Source organism: Amycolatopsis sp. cmx-4-61 (assembly GCF_046548775.1).
In the GTDB taxonomy this organism is placed as follows: Bacteria; Actinomycetota; Actinomycetes; order Mycobacteriales; family Pseudonocardiaceae; genus Amycolatopsis.
The window spans coordinates 685,837-710,345 of record NZ_JAEBEI010000001.1 but is presented as its reverse complement, the minus strand read 5'-3'; the positions used below and the strand labels follow the sequence as shown (position 1 = coordinate 710,345).

Here is a 24,509-nt window from a genome sequence, read left to right as displayed (position 1 = left end):
CAGTCACACCCCGGCCGGCCTCGGCCGATCGGCCGAGGGAGCGCGGGCCACTCGGCCAAGGTGCCGGTGCCGGGGAATCACGTAACGTCACATCGTGCCTGCCACGCCCCTGCCGAAAACGCTCTACACCCGCACCAGCGCCCTGGTGCGGCGCATCGGCGTGCCCTTGGCCGTCCTGTTCGCCGCGCTGCTGTTCGACGTCGTCTTCACGACGCAGGCGGCGCTCGACGAGCACGGCCCCCGCTTCGTCGACTTCGGCCTGCTGCCGGGCATCTTCGCGATGACCGCCTGCGCGGTGTGGGCCCAGAAGCGGGCCGCCGTCGCCGGGGTGGCCGGCGGCGGGGTGCTGATCTTCTCCACCCTCTTCATCCACGCGTTCCACATCCCGCCGTACTCGAGCGTGCTGCCGAAGGTGACGATCACCGAGGTCGTGGCCGGGGTGCTGATGGTCTACTACGTGGCCCGCCGGGCGCGGGCGGGCGTGGCCTTCTGCGTGGTCGGCTTCCTGGTCGTCGCGGGGCTCGTCGCCGTGTTCGGCCGGTACGCGGGTGTCGGCGACATCGACGGCGGCACCGGCTCGCAGGCGCTGCTGTTCGGCCTGCTGCTGCTCGCCGGCCCGCTGGTGCCGGCCATCACGCTGCGGGACCGCCGCCCGAGGGCCGACCCGCGGACGCGGACGCTGCAGCGGGTGAACGAGCTGGCCATGGGGCAGTGGCCGCTGGTCGGGCTGCTCGGGTTCGCGCTGCTGTTCGAGTTCGGCTACACGTACTCAAGCAACGCCCGCGGGTTCCCGATCCTGTTCTGCTCGCTCGTCGCCGCCGTGATCGCGGTGCTCTCCCCGCGGCGGCCCGCCGACGCGCTCCTCGGCGTCGCGGGGATCATGCTGGTGTCCGCGGCCGTGACGCCGTTCCTGCAGCTCCGCTACGACTACCCGATGCCCGGCGGCATCCCGGCGGTGCAGGTCATCGCCGGGATGGGCGTGGTGGTGAACGTGACCCGGGCCCGCGGGCTGAGCCAGTCGTGGCCGCGGATCGGCGTCCTGTCGGCCGTCGTGGCGTTCGGCGCGATCGTCAACTCGAACAAGCCCTCCGGCCTGACGACCGATCCGCAAATCCTCTCCGTCCTGGCGTTCACCGCGGCGCTGCTGCTGGGCGTCTCCATCGCGATCGGCATGATGCTGCGGTCGCGCGACTCCGAGCGCACGACGGTCGTCCAGTCGGCGGTGGCCGACGCGCAGACCGCCGAGCGGATGGCGCTGGCCCGCGAGCTGCACGACGTCGTCGCCCACCACGTCACCGGGATCGTCGTGCAGGCGCAGGCCGCGCGGATGATGGCCGAGCAGAAGCCCGAGATCGCGGTCGAGGCGATGGCCCGGATCGAGAACGCCGGTGTCGAGGCGCTCGCGGCGATGCGGCGGCTGGTCCGCTCGATGCGCGGCGACGCACCGGCCGGGATGAGCGAGTTCAGCGAGCAGGCCACCACCGACCTCGGCGCCGATCTGCGGAAACTGGTCGAGTCGGCCAACCACGGCGTGCCGACGTCGATGCACCTGGACCTGCCGCCGGACCTGCCGCACGAGGTCGGCCGCTCGGCGCTGCGGCTGGTGCAGGAGTCGCTGACGAACGTCGGCAAGCACGCCTCGGGTGCGACCGAGGCGTTCGTCGTCGCCGAGGTCGTGTCCGATGCCGCCTCCGCGGGAGGGAGTGCGTCGGCGGGCTCCCAGCTGCACCTCCGGGTGACGGACAACGGGCGCGAGACGGCGCACCGGCCGGCCGGCGGCTCGGGCGGCTACGGTCTGGTCGGCATGCGCGAACGCGTCGCGCTGCTCAAGGGCCGGTTGTCGGCCGGGCGGGGCCCGGACGGCGGCTGGCGCGTCGAAGCTTGGCTGCCGCTGGCCGCCGGAGAAGGGGACGAGTGATCCGGGTACTGATCGCCGACGACCAGGAGATGGTGCGGATGGGCTTCCGCATGATCCTGGACGCCCAGGACGACATCGAGGTCGTCGCCGACGTCGCGGACGGCGTTTCGGCGGTCTCGAAGGCCCGCGAACTGCGCCCGGACGTCTGCCTGCTCGACATCCGCATGCCCGGGCTCGACGGCCTGGAGGTCACCCGGCAGCTGGCCGGGCCGGACGTGACCGACCCGCTGAAGGTGGTCGTCGTCACGACGTTCGACCTCGACGAGTACGTCCACACGGCGCTGCGCAACGGCGCGTCCGGCTTCCTGCTGAAAGACGCGGGCCCGGCGCTGCTGATCGAAGCGGTCCGCGCGGCCGACCGCGGCGACGCGCTGGTGTCGCCGCAGATCACCGTGCGGCTGCTCAAGCACTTCGACGGCTCGGGCGCGGTGAAGGCGAAGGTGCCGCCGCCGTCCGAGCCGCTGACGGCCCGGGAGCTGGACGTCGTCAAGGCAGCCGCCCGCGGGCTGACGAACACGGAGATCGGCGCGGAGCTGTTCATGTCGCTGTCGACGGTCAAGACGCACCTGGCGTCGGTGCAGAGCAAGATCGGCGCGCGGAACCGCGTGGAGACCGCCGCGTGGGCGTGGCGGAGCGGAGTCGTTTCGTGATTTCGGGTGCGTAGTATCCAGAGATGCAACGCCGTTTCCACGCCCCTGTCGTTCTCCCCGCCGACCCGTCCTGTTCCCTTCTTCGTGACGCGGTCGTCGATGTCGACGCCGATGGGCGCATTTCGTACTGCGGACCGGCGGCCACCGCCCCCGAATCCGCCGCACCGGTCACCACCCTGACCGGCATCCTGCTCCCCGGCCTGGTCAACACGCACGCGCACAGCCCGATGACGCTGCTGCGCGGCATGGGCGGCGACCTGCCGCTGCTGCCCTGGCTGAACGAGATCATCTGGCCCGCCGAGGCGAAGCTGCGCCCGGAGGACGTCCGCACCGGCATGCTGCTGGGCTCGGTCGAGATGCTCCGCCACGGCGTCACGACCAGTGCCGAGATGTACTTCGAAGGCGAGCAGCTGGTCGACGCGGTCCTCACGACGGGCGGCCGCGTACTGGTCGCGCCGCCGGTGATGGAGCTGCCGGGCCTGGACTGGAAGACCCAGCTGGCGGCGATCGAGCGCTGGATCGACACGGACGGCCTCCGCTTCGGCCACGGCGACCGCATCGAGCTGGGCTACGGCCCGCACTCGGCGTACATGCTCTCGTCCGCCGGGTTGCGCGCCACGGCGGAGTCGGCGGCCGCACGCGGTGCGCTGGTGCAGATCCACGTGGCCGAGGCGGCCGCGGAAGACACTGCGGTGCGTGCTTCCCACGGTTCGGTGCCGGCGCTTCTTCGCGAGCTGGGCATGCTGGACGGCCGGGTGCTGGCGGCGCACGCGATCCACCTGTCGGATGCGGACATCGCGCTGTTCGCGGCCCACGGCGTCGGCATGGCGCACTGCCCGGGCTCGAACGCGAAGCTGGCCTCGGGCATCGCCCGGATCGCGGACCTGCGGGCCGCGGGGGTCGCCGTCGGGCTGGGCACCGACGGCCCGGCGTCCAACGACGACATCGACCTGTGGGAAGAACTCCAGCTCGCGGCCATGTTCGCCCGCCTGGCCACGGGCGACTCGACGATCCTGACGGCGGCGGACGTGTTCCTCCTGGCCACACGCGGCGGGGCGTCCGCACTCGGGCGGCCGGACATCGGGGCGCTGGAGCCGGGCCGGTGGGCCGACCTGGTGCACGTCGACCTGGACGACCCGGCGTTCGCGTGCGGGCTGGACGTGCCGGACGTGCAGCTGCTGTCGAACCTGGTGTGGGCGGCGGGATCCCGGCGGGTGCGGGACGTGTGGGTCGCCGGCGAGCAGGTGGTGGCGGACGGGGAGTCGACGAAGGTGGACCGGGCGAAGGTGCAGGCCGGGGTGGCCGAGACGGCGGCCCGGCTGCGGGCTTGATCCACAGGGGCACGAGGTTGTGGACAACTCCGGGCGCGCGGGGCCGATTCGGCCGGTTCGTCGGTGGGGGCCGATAGACTGGACTTGGGACGCCCCCCGGAGAGGGTGGGGGTCGCCTTGGTCAGCGCGGGCGGAGGATGATCTCCGTCGGGTGGGCGTCCGCGGTGGCTGACACCGCCGTCACCACCGCGGTGGCCACCGAGTCCGCCCTCAGCAGGTGCGAAGTGTCGTACTCGCGGCCTTCGCCCGCGAAGATCTCCTGCTGCATCTCCGTGTCCGTGCGGCCCGGGTAGACCGATGTCACGCGGATCTCCGGCTCCTCCTCGCGGAGGGCGTCGGCGAACGCGCGGACCGCGAACTTGCTCGCCGCGTACGGGGACCAGCCCGGGCGGGCGGTGCGGCCCGCTCCGGAGTTGAGCACCACCACGTGGCCGCGGGCCGCGCGCAACGCCGGGAGCAGGAGGCGGGTCAGCTCGACCACCGCCAGGGTGTTGACCTCGAAGTTGTCGCGCCACGCCTCGGCACCGGCGTCCTCGATGCGGCCCAGGCGCGCCACGCCCGCCGAGTGGACCAGGACGTCCAGGGACGAGATGTCCGCGACCGCCGAGGCGAGGGACGCCGGGTTCGTCACGTCCACCGGCCACGGTTTCGCACCCGGCAGCTCCTTCGCCAGCGCGGCCAGCGCTTCGGTGTCGCGGCCGCCGAGGAGGAGGCGGTGCGTCGGGGCCAGCTGGTGGGCGATGGCCGCGCCGATACCGCGGGAGGCGCCGGTCACCAGGGCGAAGGGGAGATCCGTCATGGTCACACCGTAACTACGCGAAGCCCACGTCCACCGTGCGGTCTTCGCGCTTGCCGGGGCCGAGGGTGCGCGGGTCGGCGCAGCCGGACGCCGGGTCCGCGTCGGAGTCGCGGGTGTCGTCGCCGGCGTGGCGGGCCGTCGGGTGGTGCTCCTCCAGGGTGAAGCAGACCTGGTACGTGCCGTCCTCGAGGCCGTCGAAGCCGTACGAGCCGTCGGGGCCCGTGACGGCGCTCGCCACCTCCTTGCCGCCGGCGTCCTTCAGCACCGCCTTGACGCCGGCGAGGCCCGGTTCGCCCGGGTCCTGCAGGCCGTTGCCGTCGGTGTCGGTCCAGACGAAGTCGCCGATCCGGTTCGTCGGGGAGAGGAGCCCGAGGTCCGCCGCCAGGTCCTCGTGGGACGGGCCGCCCACCGTGCGCGGCGCGGTGCAGCCGTCCGCGCCGGCGTCCGAGTCGCGGTCGTCGCTGCCGGCGTTCCGGCGGGTCGCGGTGAAGTCCGCCGGGACGGCGAAGCAGACCTGGTACGTGCCGTCCTTCAGCTTCTCGAAGCCGTACTTGCCCTTGTCGTCGGTCGTCGTGGTGCCGACCGTGCCGCCCGCGCCGTCCTTCAGCGTCACCTTGACGCCCGCGACGCCCGGCTCGTCCGGGTCCTGCAGGCCGTCGCGGTTGCGGTCCGCCCAGACGAAGTCGCCCATCTTCGCGATCGCGGGCGGCGGGTCGACGGTAATCGTCGCCGACGCCGTTTTGTCGCCCAGCGTGCCGCCCGGGTAGTGCACGCCGGTCACCTTCGCGGTGTTGACGTGCCCGCTGTCGGCCACCGTGAGGTCCGGGTGGTCGCAGGTCAGCTGCCGGTTCGCGCCCGCGGCCAGCGCGAACGGCTCGAACGACCCGGCGCACCACGGATCGGTCACCGTGATCCCGGTGAGGTCCTGCGTGCCCTCGTTGGTCACGGTGACGCGGTAGTGCGCGGTTTCGCCCGCGGTGACCGTCGCGAACGACGCCCATGCGCCGGTCGCCGGGTTCTGCACTTCCTTCTTCACCGAATACGCCGCGAGCTGGAGGTCGACGCAGTCCCAGTGCAGCCGGTCGAGGGTGGTCGTGGCGAAGAACTTCACCGCGGCCGCCTTCGCCGGCGCCGTCGCCGCCGGGAAGTGCTGCTCGGCGAGGGTGCCGTCGCCGGCGAAGTGGTCGGCGACGAGCTTCGTCTCCTGGATCTGCGTGCCGGTGGCGTCGTAGAACCGCAGGCCGGTGGCCGGTTCGTAGCGCGGCGCGCGCGAGGCGGTCCAGACGCTGAGGGTGTAGACGCCGCCGGGGACGAACCGCTCGGTCTGGTAGGCGGTGCTCGTCTTGCCGTCCGGCGTCTGGATGACCGCCGCCCGCTGGCCGTCGACGGCGTACTCCTGCTCGGTCAGCAGCTTGGGCACCTTCGCGGCCGGTGTCCCGGGCGGGACCGGGGCGGCGGGGGCGAACAGGTACCCGTCCGGGGCGCCGTTGCGCGCGGTCAGCTCGACGCTCGGGTTCGCCGCCAGCCCGCCGCAGACCGGCGCCGCGTCGTCGGCGACGGACGCGGACGCGGGCACCACGGCCGCGGCGATCACCGCCACCACCACCGCCGTCGCCCGTCGCGAGAAGGTCACCCTTCGACTATGGCGCGCGGCACGGGCCCGCACCGGCCGAGAACCGTCCACTTAAGAGTGAACCTCGGCCGGTGCGGGCCCGGTTGCGTCAGCGTTCGCCGATGCGGCCGGGCCGCCCGAAGCGGCCCTGCTTCCACACCGAGACGATCGCCGGCCGCGGCTGCGCGGTGCCGCCGTCCGGCCAGTGCGACGTCGGGTTCGCCGAGCTCGCCGCGTTCTCCCCCGGGTGCTGGACCGCGACGAGCACCAGGTCGTCGGTCACGACCGGGCCGCAGGTCTCGGCGCCGACCGGCACCGAGAGGAACTGCTTGACGTGCCCGCGTTCCGGCCCGGTGACCGGCACCGAGAACAGGCCGTCGTTCGCGCCGAGCGCGTTGCCGTCGGTGGAGATCCACAGGTTGCCGTGCCGGTCGAAGGCCACGTTGTCCGGGCAGGAGATCGGGCTGACCTGGTCCTTCGGGAAGCCGCCGAAGTAGGTGTCCGCCGCCTTCGGGTCGCCGCAGACCAGCAGCAGCCGCCAGGAGAACCGGGTCGAGGCCGCGTCACCGCGGTCCTCTTCCCACTCCAGGATGTGGCCGTTCTTGTTGCCCACCCGCGGGTTGGCCTCGTCGACGCCGGCCTTGCCCGCCGCGCCGCGGTCGCTGTTGTTGGTCAGGGCCGCGTAGATCCGGCCGTTGACCGGGTTCGGCTCGATGTCCTCCGGCCGGTCCATCTTCGTGGCGGCGACCTTGTCCGCGGCCTGGCGCGTGAAGACGTAGACCTCTTCGGCGGTGAACCCGTCCACAAAGGACTTGTCGCCGCTGGCCAGCGGGATCCACTCGCCGCGGCCGTCGAACTCGCCGTCGGCGGGCAGCTTGCCGGTGCCGTCGATCTCCGCGGCCGGGCTGTCGCCGGTGAAGCGGCCCACGTACAGCGTGCCCTCGTCGAGCAGCGCCGAGTTGTGACGCCGGGCGTGCGCGCTGTTGCCGGGCTTGTACTTGCCCTTCGAGACGAACTTGTAGATGTACTCGAACCGGCTGTCATCGCCGGAGTAGACGGCGACCCGGCCGTCGGCGGCGATCTTGATGTTCGCGGCCTCGTGCTTGAAGCGGCCGAGCGCGGTGTGCTTGACCGGCGTCGAGTCCGGGTCGTGCGGATCGATCTCGACGACCCAGCCGAACCGGTTCGGCTCGTTCGGTTCCTGGGCGACGTCCCAGCGCTTGTCGAACCGCTCCCACTTGCGGGTGCTCGCGCTGGCCCCGACGGAGTAGCGCTTGAGCCGCGCCGCCGCGACCGGGTCGGTGACCTTGTCGGAGTTCGCGAAGTACTGGTCGAAGTTCTCCTCGCCGGAGAGCACCGTGCCCCACGGCGTCACGCCGCCGGAGCAGTTGTTCTGCGTGCCGCGGACCTTGCGCCCACTCGGGTCGGCCGACGTCTTCAGGAACTTCGAACCGGCGGCCGGGCCGCGGACCTCGAAGATCGTGTCGAGGGTGATCCGGCGGCCGTACCGGCTCGGGACGACCTCGAGGCCGCCGTGGACCGGGTCGCGGCGGGCCTGCAGCACCGAGAGGCCGTGCGCCGCCCAGGCGATCTTCGCCTGCTCTTCGGTCGGGTTGGCCGGGTCGTACTGGCCGGCCGGGAACATGTGGACCTCGGTCGTGTACTCGTGGTTGACCACGAGCAGGTTCGACCACCCCAGCGGGTCCTGCGGAATCAGGCCGACGAAGTCGTTGTTGTAGCCGAACTGCCGGGCCTGCGCGGCCGCGGTCTGCTTGGCGAAGTCGAACTTCGGCGCTCCCGCGACGACCGGGTCGCCCCAGCGGACGACGACCCGCTGGGCGTAGCCGTCCGGGATGCTGACCGCGTCGAGCTTGTTCGGCGGGACCGGCGTGAAGCCGGTGCCGGGAACCGGACGGGGACGCGGCTTCCGCAGTGGCTCGGCGGCCGCGGTGCCCGGGGAAAGCGCGGCGAACCCGCCCGCGGCGGCGGCCATCACGGCGCCCGCCTTGAAGACCCGGCGGCGGGAGATGTCCTTGACGACGTCGCCGAAGTACGCGTTGCCGGACTCGTTGGCCTCGGGGTGGGCGCACGCGTTGCCGCAGCGGTATTCGCAGGTGACCGGGGAGCGACCGCCCGGGTGGGCGGGGAAGAGCGGGAGCAGACGGTCGGGCACGAGGCCTCCAGGTGGGGAGTTCGGGAACGAACCGACCGTAAACTCCCAAAACCAGCCTTTCCGGACATTCAGGTGAACGTCTGGTGTACTGGCGCCGGTCAGAACTCTTCGCCGACGAGCACCGCTTCCTTCGGCAGGGTGTGCGGGTCGGCCTTCTTTTCCCGCAGGGAGAGCAGCACGCCGGCGATCACGCACAGCACGGCCGAGGCCAGGAACGGCGCCTGCGGCGAACCGAACCACTCGGCGACGTGCCCGACCAGCGTCGCGGCGACCGCGCCACCGAGCCAGCGGCAGAAGTTGTACCCCGCGCTGGCGACCGGGCGCGGCGCGTCGCTGATCGACATCGCGGTGCCGGTGAACAGCGTGTTCAGCAGGCCGGACACGAGCCCGGAGACGACGATCCCGGCGACCAGCACCGGCTTGCTCGGCACGGCGAGGACCAGCATCAGCACGGCGTACCCGAAGACGGCGGCCGCGGCGGCGTGCCGCTCGCCGAGCCGGGCGGCCAGCCGCGGCGCGAGGGCGACCCCGGCGACGGCGACGCACAGGCCCCAGCCGCAGAACACGAGCCCGACGGCGATGGCGCTCCAGCCGAGGACGAACGGCGACCAGGCGAGCACCGCGAAGAACGCGGCGGTGTACAGCGCCGAGGCGACGGACGTGCGCAGCAAGCCCTTGTGCTTCAGCGCGCGCAGCGGGTCGAGCAGCTTGATCGGCGTCCGCGGTTCGTCCTTGTCGCTCTTGAGGAACACCGCGCAGAGCACGAGCGCGCCGGCCATCAGGATCGCGGTGCCGAGGAACGGGCCCCGCCACGAGATGCTGCCGAGCAGCGCGCCCAGCAGCGGGCCGACCGACAGGCCGACGCCGAGCGCGGCCTCGTAGAGCAGGATCGCGCCGGACTGCCCGCCGGTCGCGGCGCCGACGATGACGGAGAGCGCCGTCGCGATGAAGAACGCGTTGCCGAGGCCCCAGACCGCGCGCAGCCCGACGAGCTGCTCGATCGACCCGGCGGCCGCGCAGAGGGCGGTGGCCGCGACGATCAGCGTCAGCCCGACCAGCACGGTCCGCTTGGCGCCGAACCTCGCGCTCGCCGCCCCGGTGACCAGCATCGCGACGACCTGGACGCCGAGGTAGGACGAGAACAGCAGGGTGACCTGGGACGGCGTCGCGTCGAGCCCCTTGGCGATGGACAGCAGGATGGGGTCGACCAGGCCGATTCCCATGAAGGCGATGACCGCGGCGAACGCGGTGATCCACACCTGCTTGGGCTGGCCCTTGACGGCGTCCAGCAGGCTCGAGTGGTGTTCAGCGCTCATCGCTGATCAGTTCCTCCTTCTTCGTGTCAACGAGCAACTTGGCGAGAGCGGGCAAGGCGGCTTCGATCGCGGCGCGGTCGGCTTCGTCCATGGCGATGAGCCGCTCGCGGAGGAACTCCTCGCGAGCCGTCACCAGTTCGGCGTAAAAACGCAGGCCCTCGTCGGTGACTTCGACCAGCACGGCCCGGCCGTCGGCGGGATCCGGACGGCGTGTCGCGAGCCCGAGCCGTTCGAGCCGGCCGACGACGTCGGTCATCGACGGCAGCTTGACCCCTTCGAACTCGGCCAGCGCACTCATCCGCCGCGGACCGCCGTTGACCAGCTCACTCAGCACGGAACCCTGGGTGAGGGTCAGCGTCAGCTGCGGGGTCTGGCGGCGCACCTGGTGGTAGAGCCGGAAGACCAGCGGCCGCAGCCGGTGGGCGAGATCGGTGATCGCGGAAGTCACTTAGCTAGGCTAACAAAATTTAGTAAGGGTAGCTAAGTAACTCCGCTCACAGGTTAGGCTCGAGGCATGGAAGCGGTGATCTTCGACCTCGACGGCGTCTTGGTGGACTCGGAGCGCAGCTGGGACGAAGTGCGGCGAGCGGTCGTCGCCGAGCACGGCGGCAGGTGGCGCGAGGAAGCGACCCGGGCCCTGCAGGGGATGAGCACCCCCGAGTGGGCTCGCTACCTGGTGGAGGAGCTGGGCACGAAGCTGTCGCCACCGGAGATCGCCACGCGCGTGGTCAAGCGCATGGCGGCGCGGTACGCGGCCGAACCGCCGCTGATCCCAGGCGCGGTGGACGTCGTCCGGCAAGTGTCGGCGCGGTGGCCGGTGGCGATCGCGAGCTCGTCGCCGGTGATCCTGATCAAGGGCTTCTTGGACGTGACCGGCCTGCCGGTCGGGGCGGCGGTGTCATCGGAGCAGGTCGGCGCGGGGAAACCGGCGCCGGACGTGTACCTGCGGGCGGCGGAGCTGCTGGGGGTGGCGCCGTCGGAGTGCGGGGCGGTGGAGGACACGACGAACGGGCTGCGGTCGGCTCTGGCGGCGGGGATGGCGGTGTACGCGGTGCCGAACCCGCACTTCCCGCCGGACCCCGAGGTGCTGGGGAAGGCGACGGCGGTGGTGGAGAAGATCACCGACCTGCCGGGGGCGTTGGGGCTCAGCTGACCTCGGCGCGCACGGGCGGAGAGCCGGGGGTCACGTCGGCGAGGAACACCTGGTAGGAGTTCGCCAGCCTGCCCACCCAGCGGCCCAAGCTCAGATCGCCCTTCGCGCTGTAGAGCCGCAACTGGTTCGCCGTGGCACTGAGCAGGTAAACCGCCTGGCCGGGCGGCAGCGGCCCCAGAGCCTCACCGACATAGCCGGCCAAGACGGCCTTCCCCTCCGCCGACGCGAACGGGACGCACTGCGGGGACATCCCGAACTGGGAGGCGGCGCGGTCGAACGGCTGGTCCGCGGGCATGGCGGCCACGCAGAACAGCGGCTCATCGGGCACCTGCCTCAGTTGGGTCGAGAAAGCCCACCCCCGCCAGCGGTGGGTTTGGCCGGGGAACTCCGTGAGCGCCACCTGCGAGCCGACCATGAGCAACTCCGCCATCTCCAAGTGCTCCGGCTTGGCGAGCACCAACTCTTGGCCGGGCTGCACCGGGGGGGCTGTGTGCAGCCGGGTCGCCAGGAGCACGCTCGTCAGCACCACCAGGACCGCGGCCAGTGGCGCGATCCACACCGCGGCCCGGCGCCGTCTCGGGGGCCGCTGCTGCCTGCGCTGCTGTTCCGCCCAGGCCGCGTCGAGGTTGGGCGTGACCTCTTCCGCCTGCTCGTGCAGTGCTTCGGCCAGCTTGCGTTCGAAGTCGGTCATCGCTCACCTCCCAGGTCGTCCCCCAGGTGCTTGCGCAGATTCTCCATCGCGTGGTGCGTGGTCGCCTTCACCGTGCCCTGCGAGATCCCCAGCGTTTCCGCGATGGCCGCCGTGCTCAGGTCGAGCCAGTACCGCAGCACCAGCACCTCGCGCTGGCGCCGGGACAGCCTCGTCAGCACCCCGCGCAGCCGCTGGTGTTCCCAGTTGGCCACCGCCCTGACCTCGGCCGACAGCTCGTCGGGCGGCCGATCCTGCGGGGCGCGCCGGACCACGCGCAGGTGCCGCGTGCGGGACCGGGACATGTTCACCACGGTCGTGCGCAGGTAGCCGACCACCCGGGTGTGGTCCGACAGGGAGTCCCAGCGCTGGTGGAGCTTGACGAAGGCCTCCTGCGCGATGTTCTCCGCGTCGTCCGCCCCGAGCAGGTGGGCCAGCCGGGTCATCTGGCCGAAGTACTCGCGGAAGAGGTCGTGGAAGGTCGGCGCGCCCAGGTCCCCCGGCGCGCTTTCGCCCACACTCGCACTCACGCCCCGCCAACGCCCACCCCGCCCCACCGGTTTAGTGCAACACGCGAGAAAGGCCGCCACCAGGGGTGACGGCCTCCTCGAAAGGCTGCTTACCGCTCGACTTCGCCGCGGATGAACTCCTCGACGGCGTCGCGGGCGGTCGCGTCGTCGTACTGCTCCGGCGGCGACTTCATGAAGTACGACGAGGCCGACAGGATCGGGCCGCCGATGCCGCGGTCCTTCGCGATCTTCGCGGCGCGCACGGCGTCGATGATGATGCCCGCCGAGTTCGGCGAGTCCCACACCTCGAGCTTGTACTCCAGGTTCAGCGGCACGTCGCCGAACGCGCGGCCCTCGAGCCGGACGTAGGCCCACTTGCGGTCGTCGAGCCACTGGACGTAGTCGGACGGCCCGATGTGGACGTTGCCCTTGCCGAGGTCGCGGTCGACCTGCGACGTCACCGACTGGGTCTTCGAGATCTTCTTCGACTCGAGCCGCTCGAGCTCCTTCATGTTCAGGAAGTCCATGTTCCCGCCCACGTTGAGCTGCATCGTCCGGTCGAGCTGGACGCCGCGGTCCTCGAACAGCTTCGCCAGCACGCGGTGCGTGATGGTGGCGCCGACCTGGGACTTGATGTCGTCACCGACGATCGGGACGCCGGCGTCGGTGAACTTCTTGGCCCACTCGGGGTCGGAGGCGATGAACACCGGCAGCGCGTTGACGAACGCCACACCGGCGTCGATCGCGGCCTGGGCGTAGAACTTGTCGGCGACCTCGGAGCCCACCGGCAGGTACGACACGAGCACGTCGGCCTGCGCCTCGCGCAGCGCGGCGACGATGTCGACCGGGGTCTCGTCGGACTCCTCGATCGTCTCGCGGTAGAAGCGGCCGAGGCCGTCGTGGGTGTGACCGCGCTGGACGGTGACGCCGAGCGGCGGCACGTCGGCGATCTTGATCGTGTTGTTCTCGGAGGCGAAGATCGCCTCGGACAGGTCGCGGCTGACCTTCTTGGCGTCCACGTCGAACGCGGCGACGAACTCGATGTCGCGGACGTGGTACCCGCCGAAGTCGACGTGCATCAGACCGGGGACGCGGGTGGCCGGGTCCGCGTCGCGGTAGTACTGGACACCCTGGACCAGCGACGCCGCACAGTTGCCGACGCCCACGATGGCCACCCGTACGCGGCGGTTCTCGCCCATGGGGGTTTCTCCTTCAATCCGTCTGTTCAGTAGGTCTGGTGCCGCGACGCTGCGGCCCGGCCGGCCGGCTCGGGTCCGGCGGACCCTGCCGTTCGGCTTGTTCGTGCGCGATCAGCTCGTTGAGCCAGCGCACCTCCCGCTCGCTGGTCTCCAGCCCCAGCCGGTGCAGCTCGCGGGTGTAGCGATCGATCTTCTCCTCGGCCCTGGCCAGTGCCGCCCGCATGCCCTCACGGCGCTCTTCGACGCGACGGCGGCGACCCTCGAGGATCCGCAGCCGCACGTCGGCCGGGGTCCGCGAGAAGAAGGCCAGGTGGACGCCGAAACCTTCGTCGTCCCAGGTCTGCGGCCCGGCGTCGCCGAGCAGCTCCCCGAAGCGCTCCTTGCCCTCCGCGGTGAGCTTGTAGACCCGCCGTCCGCGCCGGGACCACGCCCGGTCGTCGGCCTCGTCCAGCTCCTCGACCAGGTACCCGGCCCGCAGCAGCTTCCGCAGGGTCGGGTACAGCGAGCCGTACGAGAACGTCCGGAACGTGCCGAGCGTCTCGTGCAGCCGCTTGCGCAGCACGTACCCGTGCATGGGCGCTTCGTGCAGAAGACCGAGGATCGCGAACTCCAGCACACCGCACCCCCTTCCGGGAACAAACCGAGACGACCCGCGTTGCTCCGAACGAGCGCCTCGATCCAACCTACTCAGCCACTATATCGGGCCGATACATCGAAGTGGCGAAGGTAACCTCCACCCGATACCCACCGAGGCCGAAATTCACCGGAGAGTTATCGAACATCCGGCGTGTCCGCGCCGGTCCGGGGCTTGCGGGCGCTAGGGGGCGTTGAAGCCACAGGAAGAGCCCGTACTCTGTCCTCGTGATTAACCAGCGGCAGGTCGTGGATTACGCGCTGCAGCGCCGTGCGCTGCTGGCCGAAGTCCGCTCCGGGCGCGTCGGCAGCTACGAAGCCTGCGACGCGAGCCCGTACCTGCTGCGGGCGGCGAAGTTCCACGGCCGGGACGGCGATCTGCCCTGCCCGATCTGCCGCCAGGAGCCGCTGACCCTGGTGTCCTGGGTCTACGGCGACGAACTCAAGCACGTCGCGGGCTCGGCGAGGACGCCCGAAGAGCTGGCCAGGATGGCCGGCTCGTTCGCCGAGTTCACCGTGTACGACGTCGAAGTGTGCCGGGCGTGCCACTGGAACCACTTGGTCCGGTCATACGTCCTGGGCACAGGGGAACCGGCGGGTCCGCGAAGGACCGCGGGCCGGTGAGCCACCGCACGACCACCGAAACACGCAGGTCAGCACCCCTGCGGGTGCCGACCCGGGAGGCCCATCCGTGACCGACGACAACCGCTCCTGGCCGAACCAGGAGCCAGACGCACCTCGCCGTGCCCAGTGGCCGGGTGAAGAGGCGGGCCCGGCGTGGCCCGGTGAGTCGCCCCGGCGCGCCAACCCGGCCCGGCAGGGCGGCCCGGCCTGGCCCAGCGGCGACGAAGGTGGCCAGCAGTGGCCCGGTGACCAGCCACAACGTCCGCAGGGCAACGGTGCGGGCGGTCGTCGCCAGCCGCCGCCTCCCGGCCGCCGTCCCGGCGGTCCGCCCGGTTCGCCGCCGCAGGGCTTCCGGCAGCCGGCGCCCGGCGGGCGCCGTCCGGAACCGGAGCCCGCGCGTGAGCCTGATCTCATCACCCACCACGTGCACAACGGGACCGAGGACGCCTACGAGCCGTACGACGACCGGTTCGACGAGTTCGCCGACGACGTCGAGCCCCAGCAGGAGCTCGACGAGAAGGGCCGGAAGGTCCTCACGCCGGCGCAGCGGAAGAAGCGCCGCTGGAAGATCATCCGGCGGGTCGCGTACGCGTGCGTCGGTGTCTTCTTCATCGTCCCGGCGATCGCGTTCGTGATCACGTACTTCCTGGTCGACGTGCCGACACCGGAAAGCGTCGCGGCCCTGCAGAGCCAGCCGGTCACGTACTACTACGCCGACGGTAAGACGGTGATGGGCAAGTCGCTGCCCAAGGGCGGCGACCGCCAGCTGCTCAAGCCGGGCGAGATCCCCGACGTCGTCAAGCACGCCGTGTACTCGGCCGAGGACGCGACCTTCGAGACGAACTCCGGCTTCGACGTCACCGGCATCCTGCGCGCGGTCTTCAACCAGGCCACCGGTGGCCAGGGCGGTGGTTCGACCATCTCCCAGCAGTACATCAAGAAGGCCACCGAGAACGACGCCCCGACGCTGACCCGCAAGTGGACCGAGCTGGCCAAGTCGTTCAAGATGAACAACCAGGAGTCCAAGGAAGAGATCATCACGGGCTACCTGAACATCATCTACTTCGGCCGCAGCGCGAACGGCATCCAGGCGGCCGCGAAGGCCTACTTCAACAAGGACGCCAAGGACCTCAGCGCCTCCGAAGCCGCGCTGCTGGCCGGCCTGATCCAGGGGCCGAGCCGCTCGGAGAACCAGAAGTACGCCCAGCAGCGCTGGACGTACGTGATGGACCAGATGGTGGCCAACAAGTGGCTGCGGGCCGACGAACGCGCGACCGCGCAGTTCCCGACGCCGATCCCGAAGCAGGCCAAGGACACCGGCCAGTCGATGCCGTACCACATCCAGCAGCGGATCGACGACGAGCTGGCGGCCGAGGGCTACGACAGCACCAAGCTGCACTCGAGCGGCGCCAAGGTTTACACCACCATCGACCCCAAGGCCCAGAAGGCGGCCGAGGACGCGGTCGCGGACAAGATGAAGGGCCAGAGCGACGACCGGCTGAAGAGCGCGCTGGTCGCGGTGAACCCGAAGACCGGCGGCATCCTCGCGTACTACGGCGGGCCGGACACGGTGAAGGACGCCAACGGCAAGGACAAGGTCGCCGAGGACTGGGCCAGCATTCCGCAGAACCCGGGTTCGTCGTTCAAGGCGTTCGACCTCACCGCGTACCTCAAGATGGGCAAGGGCCTCGGCGACACCTTCGACGGGACCAACAACCGGAAGTTCGGCAACCCGCCGAAGACGATCCGCAACGCGGGCGAGAGTTCCAGCTGCACCACCGAGTGCACCGTCGCCACGGCGATGGAGATTTCGGCGAACACCGTCTTCTACGACATGGTCTTCAACATAACGAAGCCGGCGCGGGTGGCCCAGGCCGCCAACGAAGCGGGCGTGCCGACGTCGCCGCAGATGAGCCAGGACATCAACATCGCGCTCGGCGGTGGCGCCACCGTGGCCACGCCGGAGGCCATGGCCGCGGGGTACGCCACCTTCGCCGCCGAAGGCATGCAGCGTCAGGCCCACTTCGTCGCCAAGCTGACCAACGGCCAGGACGAGGTCGAGTTCGACGAGAGCAAGTACCAGGCCAAGCCCGCGTTCGACAGCGACGCGCAGAAGACCGCGCAGATCGCCGGCAACGTGACCACGGCGCTGGGCCCGGTCATCGCCCACTCCAAGCTGGACTGCCCTCCCGGTCACCAGTGCGCCGGCAAGACCGGTACGCAGCAGTACGACCCGCGCGACGGCGACCCCGCGGCGTACCGGGACCGCAACGCCCAGACCTGGATGGTCGGCTACACGCCGTCGGTCTCGGCCGCGGCCTGGGTCGGCGGCGACGGCAACGTCCCGCTGCACGACAACAAGAACAAGCCGATCTTCGGTAGCACGATCTCCGGGCCCATCTGGGAAAAGTTCATGAAGGACTACTTGGACGGGACCCCGCCGGAGAAGTTCGCCAAGGTCGACCCGATCGGCAAGGACGTCAACGAGGTCACGACGACCCCGTCGAAGCCTCCGAGCACGCCGACCCCGTCGGAGACGCCGACCCCGACGCCGCCGGAGACGACGACCTCGACGCCCACCGAAACGGAGTCGTCCTCGACCAAGCCGACCCGGACGCCGCGGCCGGGTCCGGGCGGGTCCACGCCGCCGCTGCCCGGGGGCGACGGGTTCGCCAGGCCACCCGGCTCGGAAGAAGGCTGACCGAAGGCCCCGCACCGCTCCCGGTGTGGGGCCTTCGCCGTCTGGTGAACCACAGCCGTCCGTGGTCCGTGTGGAGTGTCGAGGGGTCTGCGCCCGCAGCCCACCGGCGTACCGGAGGACGGCCCGTGTACACCGACCGAAATCGCTCGAGGTCCGGCCGGCGGCCGGTTCCGCGTGGTCGCTACCAGCCACGCCGGCCCCTCCCGCGGCCGGCCGAACCGGACGGCCCCGCCACCGACCCCGCCACCAACGACCCCGCCACCAACGACGTCGCCGCGAACCCGCGGGCCGAACTCCGCAGACGTCGCTGGAAGACGGTCCGCCGGGTGCTGTACGTGCTGTCCGGCCTGTTCTTCCTCGTCCCCGCGGTCGCCTTCGTGATCACGTACTTCGCCGTCGACGTGCCTTCGCCGGACAAGGTCGCGCAGTCGCAGGGCCAGGCGGTCACCTACCTCTACGCCGACGGCACCGAGATGGGCAAGGACGTGCCCGCCGGCGGGAACCGGCAGATCCTCGGCCCGGCGCAGATCCCGGACGTCGTGAAGAAGGCCGTGATCGCCACCGAGGACGCGTCCTTCGAGACCAACTCCGGCTTCGACCTCGCCGGCATCGCGCGGGCCGCCTACCACCAGGCCACCGGCGGGTCCGGCGGCGGGTCGACCATTTCGCAGCAGTACATCAAGGTCTCCTCCGGCGACGACGCGCCGACGCTGACCCGCAAGTGGGTCGAGCTCGCGAAGTCGTTGAAGATGAACCAGACCTACGAGAAGGCGGACATCATCACCGCCTACCTCAACATCATCTACTTCGGCCGCGGCGCGTACGGCATCCAGGCGGCGGCGCAGGCGTACTTCGGCAAGGACGCCGCCCAGCTGGACTACTCCGAGGCCGCCCTGCTCGCCGGGCTGATCCAGCAGCCGGGCCGGTCGGAGAACGCGGCGGTGGCCCGCGACCGGTGGAGCACGGCCCTGGACCGCATGCAGCGCACCGGTTACCTCACCGCCGCCGACCGGAAGGCGGCGAAGTTCCCGACGCCGGTCCCGCTCGTCGAATCGCGGCAGGGCACCAAAATCAACCCGTTCGTCAAGAAGCAGGTGAAGGGCGAGCTCGCCGCGGCCGGGATCCCCGAGGAGAAGTACTACTCGGGCGGGTTCCAGGTGTTCACGACGATCGATTCGAGAGCGCAGGACGCCGCCGAAAAGGCCGTGGCCGAGGGCATGGCCGGGCAGACCGACGACCGCATCCTCGACGCGCTGGTCGCCGTCGACCCGAAGTCCGGCGGGGTGCTCGCCTACTACGGCGGCGCGGCGATCGTGAAGGGCCCGAACGGCGAGGACCAGGCCGGGCGCGACTGGGCGGACGAACCGCACAACCCCGGGTCGTCGATGAAACCGTTCGACCTCACCGCGTTCCTCAAGGGCGGCCGCGGGCTGAACGCGGTCTTCGACGGCCGTTCGCCGCGAACGTTCCCCGACGTGCCACTGCCGGTGCGCAACGCCGGTGCCAGCAGCAGCTGCTCCGAGCAGTGCACGGTGGCGGAGGCGATGCAGCGGTCCACCAACACCGTCTTCTACGACATGGTGCTCAACGTGACCAAGCCGGGCGGAGTGGCCGAAGCCGCGCAGGAAGCCGGCATCCGCACGAAGGACAACGGCGGCCGCAGCGTGCTGTTCACCGGGGACAACAACATCTCGATCGGCGGCGGCCAGACCGCGGTCACACCGGCGGACATGGCCGCGGCGTACGCGACCTTCGCGGCCGGCGGCGTCCAGCGCGGGCGCCACTTCGTGCAGAAGGTGACGAATTCCCAGGGCGAAACCGCCTACGAGGCCGACACGCGCCCGACGGACGCGTTCGCGGACAACGACCGCGGCAAGAGCAGGCAGATCGCCGGGAACGTCACCGCCGCACTGGCACCGGTGATCCCGTTCTCCCGGTTGACCTGCCCGCCCGGGCACGAGTGCGCCGGCAAGACGGGCACCCAGCAGCACACGCCCGGCGACGGCGAACCCGCGTCCGCCGCGAACACGAACTCGCAGACGTGGATGGTGGGCTACACGCCTTCGGTGTCCGCCGCGGTCTGGGTGGGCAGCGACGGCGACAAGGCGCTGCGCGGCCCGACCGGCGCGCCGCTGACGCCGTCGGTCGTGGCCGGTCCGATGTGGCAGCGGTTCATGCAGCTCTACCTGGCCGGGAAACCGGCCGAGCGCTTCGACCGGGTGCAGGCGATCACCTCGCCGCAGGACGACCAGCTCCAGCAGCAGCTCCAGCAAGAACAGCAACAGCAGCAGTTCCAGCAACAACAGCAGGAGCAACAGCAACAGCAGGAGCAGCGCTTCACCATCGGCCGCGGCGACCACCCGGACCAGCAGAAACAGCAGCAACAGCAACAGAACCGCGTGCGGCGCGACGGCCGGGGTCCCGGCCGCGGCAACGGGAACGGGAACGACACCGGCCAGGCGAACTTCGGCCCGTGACGGCGCCGGTCCGGCCGGGGGAGGTGGCCGTGACCTCGGAGCTGGGGGTCACCGAGGTCACGGCCGGTTCAGGGGGTCAGAGCTCGACCACGGTTCCCTCGACGCCGGAGCGGTGGGCGGCCTCGATCACGCGCAGGGCCTCGACCGAGGACGCGGGGTCGACCGGGAACTCGCCCTCGCCGCGCAGCGCGTCGCGCACCTGGGCGTAGAACTGCTCGTAGCGACCGGCCTCGGTCGGCACGGTCTCGATTTCCGGGCCGACGCCGAGCTTGCCGGCGTCCCCGGCGGGCTCGGTGGCCCAGCCCGCGTCGCCGGGCCGCAGGCCCGCCTTGATCTGCGGTTCCTGCACGTCGAGGCCGTACTTGGTGAACGTCGCGCGGTCGCCGAGAACCCGGAACCGGGGGTTGAGGGTGGCCGCGAGGGCCGTCGCCCACAGGTGCGAGCGGACGCCGTTCGCGTGGTGCAGGGCGACGAAGACGTCGTCGTCCACCTGGACGCCGGCCCGGCGGCGGTCCAGTTCCGCGTAGACGCGCGTGACCGGGCCGAACAACTGCAGCGCCTGGTCGACGATGTGCGCGCCGAGGTCGTAGAGCAGGCCGCCGGCTTCGGCCGGGTCGCCGAACTCGCGCCAGTTGTCCTTGGGCTTCGGCACCCAGCGGTCGTAGCGGGACTCGAAGCGGAACACCTCGCCGAGCCGCCCGGACTCGAGGACCTTCCGCACGGTGAGGAAGTCGGAGTCGAGCCGCCGGTTCTGGAAGACCGTCAGGCCGACACCCGCGGCCTTCGCCGCGTCGACGACCCGCTGGGCTTCGGCGGCGGTCGGCGCGAACGGCTTGTCGACGACCACGGGCAGGCCGGCTTCGATCGCCCGCAGCGCGAGCGGCACGTGCGTGCGGTTCGGCGTGCTGACGACGACGAGGTCGAGGTCGCCCGCCCGCTCGAAGAACGCGTCGGCGTCGGGCACGATCTCCGCGCCCGGGTGGTCGGTGCGTGCCTGCGCGGCGCTGCCGGACGTCGTGATCACCGCGGGGGTGAGCCCGGGTGTCGCCGCCACCAAGGGTGCGTGGAAGACGCGGCCCCCGATGCCGTACCCGAGGATGCCCACGCGCAAGTCGTCCGCCATGCCGCTATTAAACAACAGTGTTGCCTAATTGGCCAGACGTGCGAAGATCCGTCCATGGCGGACACCGGGGTGAACCTGCGCGACGTGCGCGCGCACAACCGCGCCCTGCTGCTTTCGCACATCCTGCGCGCCGGCGGCCTCAGCCGGGTCGAGCTGGCCGAACGCACCGGGCTCACCCAGCAGGCGGTCTCGAAGATCGTGCCCGAGCTCCTCGACACGGGCCTGCTCGACGAGCAGCGGCAGCCGTCGGCCGGGGTGGGCAAGCCCCGCACGTCGCTGCGCATCCGGGCCGGTGCCAAGCACGCGCTCGGCGCGCGCCTCGACCGGGACGAGTACCACGTGCTGCGCACGAACCTCCTCGGCGAGGTCGAGGAGACGGCGGGCGGTCCGCTGCCGCGCGGCTTCACGCCCGAGCAGGCCGTCGCCGCGATCGGGGCCACCGCGCTCGAACTCGCCGACGGCTTCGACGTCCTCGGCCTCGGCCTGGGCGCGGTCGGCCCGCTGGACCACCGCGCCGGCCTGGTCCGCGACGCGACGAACATGCCCGGCTGGCACGACGTGCCCCTGCGCGACCTGCTCCGGGAGCGCACCGGGCTGCCGGTGACGCTCGACAAGAACACCAACGCCGCCGCGTTCGCCCGGCTCTGGCCGCACGGCGAGCCGACGGCGACCGCGGTGGTGCTCGTCGGCACCGGCATCGGTGTCGGGCTGGTGATCGACGGGCGCCTCTACCGCGGCCCGCGAACCAACGCGGGTGAGTTCGGGCACACGACCATCGCCTACGACGGGCCGCGCTGCGCCTGCGGGCGGCGCGGCTGCGTCGAGATCCTGGCCAAGCAGGCGCCGGACACGCGGACCGCCGCCGGCTTCCTCGGCATCGGGCTGGCCGACCTCGTCCAGGTGCTCGACCTGGAACGGATCGTGCTGGCCGGGCGGGCCGTGCAGGACGAGCCGGACCTCCACCGCGAAGCCGTCTCCGAACGGCTCGAGGACCTGCTCCCGCTGCCGCACTGGCAGCGCATCGAGGTCGTCGAAGACGCCTCGGGCGAGGAGATCGTCACCCGCGGCGCGGCCGCGGAGGTATTGGCCTCGTACTACGCGAATCCGGCATGATCACCGGCTTCACCGCCGCGGACCCCGATCACCGATACGATCCGCCTCGTGCCAGAGGAGACCACGCGGGAGGCGGAACCGGGCCCCGTGACGCTGACCCGGGCGGAACGGGTCGTCCCGAGCTGGAACGAGCCCCTCGCGGCGGCGGTCACCAGACCGCTGGGCGGCCCGCTCGGTGAGCACGCGGCGGTCGGCAGGCACTGGTTCTGGTCGCCCCAGCGCGTCGGGCTGCTGCTGGCCACGCTGGCGCTGATGCTCTGCTGGTTCGGCAAGGGCTCGTGCGTCCAGCAGTACCAGGACGCCAACGGCAACACCCAGCTCGACTGGCGCGCGGGCCGCCCGTTCGTCGCCATGTGCTACTCCGACATCGTGCCGCTCTACGGCGCCGAACGGCTCGACCGGCCGGGCACCTTCCCGTACTACACGTCGTGGCAGGAAAGCTCGCAGACCGCCGAGGACAACACCCGGTACATGGAGTACCCGGTGTTCACCGGCCTCTTCCAGTGGGTCAACGCGAAGCTCACGGCGGGGTGGTTGAACGTCGCCCAGTCCGGCTGGCTGCCGGGTGCGCTGCCCGTGGCGGTCTACTTCGACATCACGGCGTTCTTCCTGTCGGCCGCGTGGCTGGTCACCGTGTGGGCGACCGGCCGGACGATCCGGCGCCGCCCGTGGGACATGGTCCTGGTGGCGGTCTCGCCCCTGGTGCTCGTGCACGCCTTCACCAACTTCGACGCGATCGCGACCGCGTTCACCGCCACCGGCCTGCTCGCCTGGGCGCGCAAACGCCCGGCGCTGGCCGGCGTCCTGCTCGGGCTCGGGGCGACGGCAAAGCTCTACCCGCTCTTCCTGCTCGGCGTGCTGTTCGTCCTGTGCCTGCGCGCGGGCAAGCTGACGCCGTTCTGGAAGACCGCGGGCGCCACCGTCGTGACGTGGCTGGCGGTCAACGCACCGTTCGTCCTCACCGCGCCCCGCGGCTGGTGGGAGTTCTTCCGGATGAGCACCCTGCGGCCGATGGACCCGGATTCGCTGTACAACGTCTTCTCGTACACCACCGGCTGGGCCGGGTTCGACGGTGTGCTGGAGAAGAACCAGACGCCGACGTACCTGAACATCACGGTGGCGGTGCTGTTCCTGGCCTGCTGCGCCGGGATCGCCTACCTCGCGCTCGCCGCGCCGCGCCGGCCGCGCGTCGGCCAGCTCGCGTTCCTCGTGGTGGCCGCGTTCCTGCTGACGAACAAGGTGTGGAGCCCGCAGTACTCGCTGTGGCTGGTCCCGCTGGCGGTGCTGGCGATCCCCCGGTGGCGGCTGCTGCTCGGCTGGATGGTGCTCGACGCCGTCGTCTGGGTGCCGCGGATGTTCTACTACCTCGGCGTCGATCACAAGGGCCTGCCCGAGGGCTGGTTCCTCGGCACGGTCGTGGTCCGCGACCTGGCCGTCGCCGCGCTGTGCGTGCTGGTGGTCCGGGAGATCTACCGGCCGGCGACCGACCTGGTGCGGATGGACGGCGACGACGACCCCGCCGGCGGCTTCCTGGACGGCGCCCGTGACGTGATCATCCCGAACGCCACCCGGCGCCGCCCGACGGCCGTCGCCGCCGACCCAGCCGGCTAACCCAGCTGTTCCCGCAGGTAGGCGATGTCGGCGGCCTGCCCGTCGGGAGGCGTCTCGACGACGACCGGGGCGCCCGCCTCGCGGGCGACGGCGACCAGGACCTCGGGATCGATCGTCCCTTCGCCCCGCACGACGTTGGCGTGCCGGTCGCGGGTCGAGCCGAACTCGTCGCGGGAGTTGTTGAGGTGCACCAGGTCGATCCGGCCGGTGATGGCCTTGACCTTTTCGACGGCGGTCGCCAGGTCCCAGCCCGCGGCGAACGCGTGGCAGGTGTCCAGGCAGAACCCGGCGCCGAACTCGCCGACCTTGTCCCACAGCCGGGCGATGACGTCGAGGTCGCGGGTGATCGCGTTCTCGCCGCCGGCGGTGTTCTCGATCAGGATCGGGACCTTGAAGCCGCCCTTTTCCTGCTCGCGCTCGAAGAGCTTGCGCCAGTTGTCGAGGCCGGCCTCGACGTCGTCGTTGTCGCCGACGTGCCCGCCGTGCACGATCAGGCCCTTCGCGCCGATCGCGGCGGCGCCGTCCGCGTGCTGCGTGACGTTCTTCCGGGACGGGATCCGGATCCGGTTGTTCAGCGAAGCCACGTTGATCAGGTACGGCGAATGGATGAACACCTCGACCGGGTCGGCCGCGATGGCCTCGCCGTGCGGGTGCGGCTTGGGGGCCTTCCAGCCCTGCGGGTCGGAGAGGAAGAACTGGACGACGTCGGCTTTGCGGTCGGCGACCGCGGTCAACGGGTCGTCGTCACGGACATGGGCGCCAATCAGCATGCCGAGCACGCTACTCCGGGTGCTTCTTTCCCCTGTGGGACCGGTTGGTGACGCAAGTGGAGTACCGTGAGCGCGTTCCGTGATCCATATTGGTCCGAATGCCGGAGGG

General features: G+C 71.2%; 20 protein-coding genes. 9 read left to right on the top strand and 11 right to left on the bottom strand.

The features are described from left to right. The first annotated feature begins 94 nt into the window (after positions 1-94). From ACLJOU_RS03450 to ACLJOU_RS03440, 3 genes are read left to right on the top strand one after another with little or no spacing between them, the layout of a single operon-like run. Positions 95-1,918 carry a sensor histidine kinase gene (locus ACLJOU_RS03450; protein ID WP_410562999.1) on the top strand — a complete coding sequence of 608 codons (1,824 nt, stop codon included), beginning with the start codon at positions 95-97 and terminating at the stop codon, positions 1,916-1,918. Then, a complete protein-coding gene (locus tag ACLJOU_RS03445; protein WP_410562997.1) occupies positions 1,915-2,568 on the top strand; it encodes a response regulator in 654 nt (217 codons plus the stop codon). The genes ACLJOU_RS03450 and ACLJOU_RS03445 overlap by 4 nt, the downstream gene beginning before the upstream one ends. Positions 2,569-2,591: 23 nt before the next feature. Continuing rightward, on the top strand, positions 2,592-3,899 hold the full coding sequence (locus ACLJOU_RS03440) for an amidohydrolase family protein (RefSeq protein WP_410562995.1): 1,308 nt from the start codon (positions 2,592-2,594) through the stop codon (positions 3,897-3,899). Between the two features lie 121 nt (positions 3,900-4,020). Here ACLJOU_RS03440 and ACLJOU_RS03435 read toward each other — a convergent pair whose 3' ends face one another. The 5 genes from ACLJOU_RS03435 to ACLJOU_RS03415 all read right to left on the bottom strand — a co-directional run bounded on the left by ACLJOU_RS03435 (position 4,021) and on the right by ACLJOU_RS03415 (position 10,247). Beyond that, positions 4,021-4,698, bottom strand: coding sequence for an SDR family oxidoreductase (locus tag ACLJOU_RS03435; protein WP_410562992.1), 678 nt, complete (start codon positions 4,696-4,698; stop codon positions 4,021-4,023). Between the two features lie 13 nt (positions 4,699-4,711). Continuing rightward, on the bottom strand, positions 4,712-6,331 hold the full coding sequence (locus ACLJOU_RS03430) for an SdrD B-like domain-containing protein (protein WP_410562989.1): 1,620 nt from the start codon (positions 6,329-6,331) through the stop codon (positions 4,712-4,714). 88 nt (positions 6,332-6,419) lie between these two features. After that, positions 6,420-8,483, bottom strand: coding sequence for a PhoX family protein (locus ACLJOU_RS03425; protein ID WP_410562987.1), 2,064 nt, complete (start codon positions 8,481-8,483; stop codon positions 6,420-6,422). 98 nt (positions 8,484-8,581) lie between these two features. Further along, the gene (locus ACLJOU_RS03420; protein ID WP_410562985.1) at positions 8,582-9,799 is read right to left on the bottom strand and encodes an MFS transporter; all 1,218 of its coding nucleotides are present in this window, start codon (positions 9,797-9,799) and stop codon (positions 8,582-8,584) included. Continuing rightward, positions 9,789-10,247 carry a MarR family winged helix-turn-helix transcriptional regulator gene (locus ACLJOU_RS03415; protein WP_410562982.1) on the bottom strand — a complete coding sequence of 153 codons (459 nt, stop codon included), beginning with the start codon at positions 10,245-10,247 and terminating at the stop codon, positions 9,789-9,791. Before ACLJOU_RS03415 ends, ACLJOU_RS03420 begins: the two co-directional genes overlap by 11 nt. A 66-nt stretch (positions 10,248-10,313) precedes the next feature. Here ACLJOU_RS03415 and ACLJOU_RS03410 point away from each other — a divergent pair, with 66 nt between their 5' ends. Next, entirely contained in the window at positions 10,314-10,952 is a 639-nt protein-coding gene (locus tag ACLJOU_RS03410) for an HAD family hydrolase (RefSeq protein WP_410562979.1), read from the top strand. Here the strand turns inward: ACLJOU_RS03410 and ACLJOU_RS03405 are convergent. From ACLJOU_RS03405 to ACLJOU_RS03390, 4 genes are all read right to left on the bottom strand, one after another. Continuing rightward, complete coding sequence (locus tag ACLJOU_RS03405) at positions 10,945-11,643, bottom strand: hypothetical protein (RefSeq protein ID WP_410562977.1); 699 nt, start codon at positions 11,641-11,643, stop codon at positions 10,945-10,947. The genes ACLJOU_RS03410 and ACLJOU_RS03405 overlap by 8 nt on opposite strands. Continuing rightward, the gene (locus ACLJOU_RS03400) at positions 11,640-12,170 is read right to left on the bottom strand and encodes an RNA polymerase sigma factor (RefSeq protein WP_410562975.1); all 531 of its coding nucleotides are present in this window, start codon (positions 12,168-12,170) and stop codon (positions 11,640-11,642) included. The genes ACLJOU_RS03405 and ACLJOU_RS03400 overlap by 4 nt, the downstream gene beginning before the upstream one ends. Positions 12,171-12,259: 89 nt before the next feature. After that, positions 12,260-13,348, bottom strand: a complete 1,089-nt coding sequence (locus tag ACLJOU_RS03395; RefSeq protein WP_410562973.1) for an inositol-3-phosphate synthase — start codon at positions 13,346-13,348, stop codon at positions 12,260-12,262. A 13-nt stretch (positions 13,349-13,361) separates the two neighbouring features. Then, on the bottom strand, positions 13,362-13,964 hold the full coding sequence (locus ACLJOU_RS03390; RefSeq protein WP_410562971.1) for a PadR family transcriptional regulator: 603 nt from the start codon (positions 13,962-13,964) through the stop codon (positions 13,362-13,364). Between the two features lie 245 nt (positions 13,965-14,209). Between ACLJOU_RS03390 and ACLJOU_RS03385 the strand changes: the two genes are divergently transcribed. From ACLJOU_RS03385 to ACLJOU_RS03375, 3 genes are all read left to right on the top strand, one after another. Beyond that, a complete protein-coding gene (locus ACLJOU_RS03385; RefSeq protein ID WP_410562970.1) occupies positions 14,210-14,605 on the top strand; it encodes a DUF5318 domain-containing protein in 396 nt (131 codons plus the stop codon). 67 nt (positions 14,606-14,672) lie between these two features. Beyond that, positions 14,673-17,306, top strand: coding sequence for a transglycosylase domain-containing protein (locus ACLJOU_RS03380; protein ID WP_410562969.1), 2,634 nt, complete (start codon positions 14,673-14,675; stop codon positions 17,304-17,306). A gap of 125 nt (positions 17,307-17,431) precedes the next feature. Then, positions 17,432-19,783: a transglycosylase domain-containing protein gene (locus tag ACLJOU_RS03375; RefSeq protein ID WP_410562967.1), complete on the top strand. Its 2,352-nt coding sequence runs from the start codon at positions 17,432-17,434 to the stop codon at positions 19,781-19,783. A 76-nt stretch (positions 19,784-19,859) separates the two neighbouring features. Here ACLJOU_RS03375 and ACLJOU_RS03370 read toward each other — a convergent pair whose 3' ends face one another. Further along, complete coding sequence (locus tag ACLJOU_RS03370) at positions 19,860-20,906, bottom strand: Gfo/Idh/MocA family oxidoreductase (protein WP_410562964.1); 1,047 nt, start codon at positions 20,904-20,906, stop codon at positions 19,860-19,862. A gap of 54 nt (positions 20,907-20,960) precedes the next feature. On the opposite strand from ACLJOU_RS03370, the gene ACLJOU_RS03365 reads away from it, so the two are divergent. Both ACLJOU_RS03365 and ACLJOU_RS03360 read left to right on the top strand, forming a co-directional pair. Continuing rightward, positions 20,961-22,019, top strand: a complete 1,059-nt coding sequence (locus ACLJOU_RS03365; protein ID WP_410562962.1) for an ROK family transcriptional regulator — start codon at positions 20,961-20,963, stop codon at positions 22,017-22,019. 48 nt (positions 22,020-22,067) lie between these two features. Continuing rightward, positions 22,068-23,630 carry a glycosyltransferase family 87 protein gene (locus tag ACLJOU_RS03360; RefSeq protein ID WP_410562960.1) on the top strand — a complete coding sequence of 521 codons (1,563 nt, stop codon included), beginning with the start codon at positions 22,068-22,070 and terminating at the stop codon, positions 23,628-23,630. On the opposite strand, the gene ACLJOU_RS03355 is transcribed toward ACLJOU_RS03360, so the two are convergent. Beyond that, positions 23,627-24,400: a deoxyribonuclease IV gene (locus ACLJOU_RS03355; protein ID WP_410562958.1), complete on the bottom strand. Its 774-nt coding sequence runs from the start codon at positions 24,398-24,400 to the stop codon at positions 23,627-23,629. The two genes, ACLJOU_RS03360 and ACLJOU_RS03355, sit on opposite strands and share 4 nt — an antisense overlap. Between the last annotated feature and the right edge of the window lie 109 nt (positions 24,401-24,509).

Bases quoted from the DNA above. Each gene is read 5' to 3' on its own strand.
- ACLJOU_RS03410 (WP_410562979.1), top strand. From the start codon at position 10,314: ATGGAAGCGGTGATCTTCGACCTCGACGGCGTCTTGGTGGACTCGGAG.
- ACLJOU_RS03355 (WP_410562958.1), bottom strand. From the start codon at position 24,400: ATGCTGATTGGCGCCCATGTCCGTGACGACGACCCGTTGACCGCGGTC.
- ACLJOU_RS03405 (WP_410562977.1), bottom strand. From the start codon at position 11,643: ATGACCGACTTCGAACGCAAGCTGGCCGAAGCACTGCACGAGCAGGCG.
- ACLJOU_RS03420 (WP_410562985.1), bottom strand. From the start codon at position 9,799: ATGAGCGCTGAACACCACTCGAGCCTGCTGGACGCCGTCAAGGGCCAG.
- ACLJOU_RS03440 (WP_410562995.1), top strand. From the start codon at position 2,592: ATGCAACGCCGTTTCCACGCCCCTGTCGTTCTCCCCGCCGACCCGTCC.
- ACLJOU_RS03370 (WP_410562964.1), bottom strand. From the start codon at position 20,906: ATGGCGGACGACTTGCGCGTGGGCATCCTCGGGTACGGCATCGGGGGC.
- ACLJOU_RS03365 (WP_410562962.1), top strand. From the start codon at position 20,961: ATGGCGGACACCGGGGTGAACCTGCGCGACGTGCGCGCGCACAACCGC.
- ACLJOU_RS03435 (WP_410562992.1), bottom strand. From the start codon at position 4,698: ATGACGGATCTCCCCTTCGCCCTGGTGACCGGCGCCTCCCGCGGTATC.
- ACLJOU_RS03395 (WP_410562973.1), bottom strand. From the start codon at position 13,348: ATGGGCGAGAACCGCCGCGTACGGGTGGCCATCGTGGGCGTCGGCAAC.